The organism is Acinetobacter sp. 228 (assembly GCF_048147885.1).
The window spans coordinates 1-1,714 of the sequence record NZ_JAYWYV010000151.1 but is presented as its reverse complement, the minus strand read 5'-3'; the positions used below and the strand labels follow the sequence as shown (position 1 = coordinate 1,714).

Annotated in this window: 3 protein-coding genes; 2 read left to right on the top strand and 1 reads right to left on the bottom strand. The window is 41.2% G+C overall.

Annotated elements, in window-relative coordinates:
- Positions 1–91 (bottom strand): DUF1328 domain-containing protein (locus VXQ92_RS16850; RefSeq protein ID WP_416682590.1); only part of this gene is annotated, 91 nt, incomplete at its 3' end.
- A gap of 194 nt (positions 92–285) precedes the next feature.
- On the opposite strand from VXQ92_RS16850, the gene VXQ92_RS16845 reads away from it, so the two are divergent.
- Together VXQ92_RS16845 and VXQ92_RS16840 are read left to right on the top strand one after the other, a co-directional pair.
- Positions 286–744, top strand: a complete 459-nt coding sequence (locus VXQ92_RS16845; RefSeq protein ID WP_000102817.1) for a YcgN family cysteine cluster protein — start codon at positions 286–288, stop codon at positions 742–744.
- Between the two features lie 112 nt (positions 745–856).
- On the top strand, positions 857–1,714 hold an 858-nt coding region (locus tag VXQ92_RS16840), incomplete at its 3' end, for a PQQ-dependent sugar dehydrogenase (protein WP_416682589.1).

The following is a 1,714-nucleotide window of genomic DNA, read 5'->3' as shown; positions in this document are numbered from 1 at the left end:
CAAAGTCTTTAGATAACCCTGCAACACCACCAAACCCTAATAGACTGGCAATGAGTGCAATCACTGCAAAAATTATTGCCCAACGGAACATATGCTGTCCTCCTTATTTTTCATTGTCTTTTTACTATATAGCGTGTTTTTTGCACGAAATGTGTCGTTTATGTGGTTGAAATGTATATTAAACAATCATTTTGTGATGCCAAAAATACGGCTTCTTTTCTTAAGACCAGCGTACTTCAATGCTATAATCTGATTTTGCTTGATCTATATAGCCGTTAAAATCTTATGTCTACCGAGACCTCACTTCGTCCATTGTTTTGGAAAAATTATACGCTAGAGCAACTGACTCAGGCTGAGTGGGAGGCACTGTGTGATGGATGCGGATTGTGCTGTTTGGTCAAGCTAGAAGATGAAGATACACATGAAGTTGCGTACACCAAAGTGGCGTGCAAGTTACTTGATTGCAATACTGGACGTTGTTCTGACTACCCAAACCGTCAGCAGCAAGTACCCGACTGTTTACAACTAACACCGGAAACCTTAAAAACCATACACTGGCTGCCATCGAGCTGTGCCTATAAACGTTTGAATGAAGGCAAAAATTTACCTTCTTGGCACTATTTAAATACGGGTTCCAGACAAAGCGTAGTGAAAGCGAAAAAGTCGGTAGCAGGGCGTTGTATTCCTGAAACTGATGTACATGAAGATGATATCGAAGATTATGTGGTGCGTTGGGTGCGTTAATACGCTCCCGATGAGCATTTTTAATTACAGCGTATAATAAAGTAACATTTTTATCGTAAATTTTTTAATCATCTCCGTTATATAAAAATAAAAGCAAAAGGAGATAAAAATGATGAGACGATTAGCAGCCCCCTTATTATGTAGTAGTTTCTTCTTGTTAATGGCCTGTGGCTCTAATAATACTAATTCAAAAAATCCTGAACAAAATACAACTGCAAAAACAGAGCAGACCAGTGCTGCCAAACAAACTTATCAGGTCGAGGCAGTCGCACATTTTAATGAGCCTTGGGCGATCACCAGTTTGCCTGATCAGCGGTTATTGGTGACTGAACGGCAAGGTAAGCTAAAAATTTTTAATCCACAAAATAAACAGATGTTGGGTGGTATTCCAGCCGTAAGTTATGGTGGGCAGGGCGGTTTAGGTGATGTAGCCTTGCACCCGGACTTTGCCAAAAACCACTGGATATATCTTAGTTATGCAGCCAAAGGGCAAGGTGGGTCTGGTGCAGTGATTTCACGTGCAAAATTAGATTTATCTAATCCTAATCAGCCAAAACTCACCGATGTAAAGCAGATTTGGCAACAAGTACCTAAAGTCTCAGGACAAGGCCATTATGGGCATCGCATGCTTTTTGGTGCAGATGGTAAGCTTTGGGTCAGTTCAGGTGAGCGCCAAAAGTTTGACCCTGCCCAAAATATGAAAAGCAACTTGGGCAAAATCTTGCGTTTAAATGACGACGGTTCAGCAGCCTTAGGTAACCCTTTTTATGAGCAAGGCGGTGTCACTGCTGAAATATGGTCACTTGGACATCGTAACCCATTAGGAATGGCCTTTGACCGTAAAGGACAGCTATGGGTGGTTGAGATGGGGCCTAAAGGTGGTGATGAGCTTAATATTATTACCAAAGGCGAAAACTATGGTTATCCGATTGTTTCAAATGGAGATCATTATTCAGGTCAGCCTATTCCA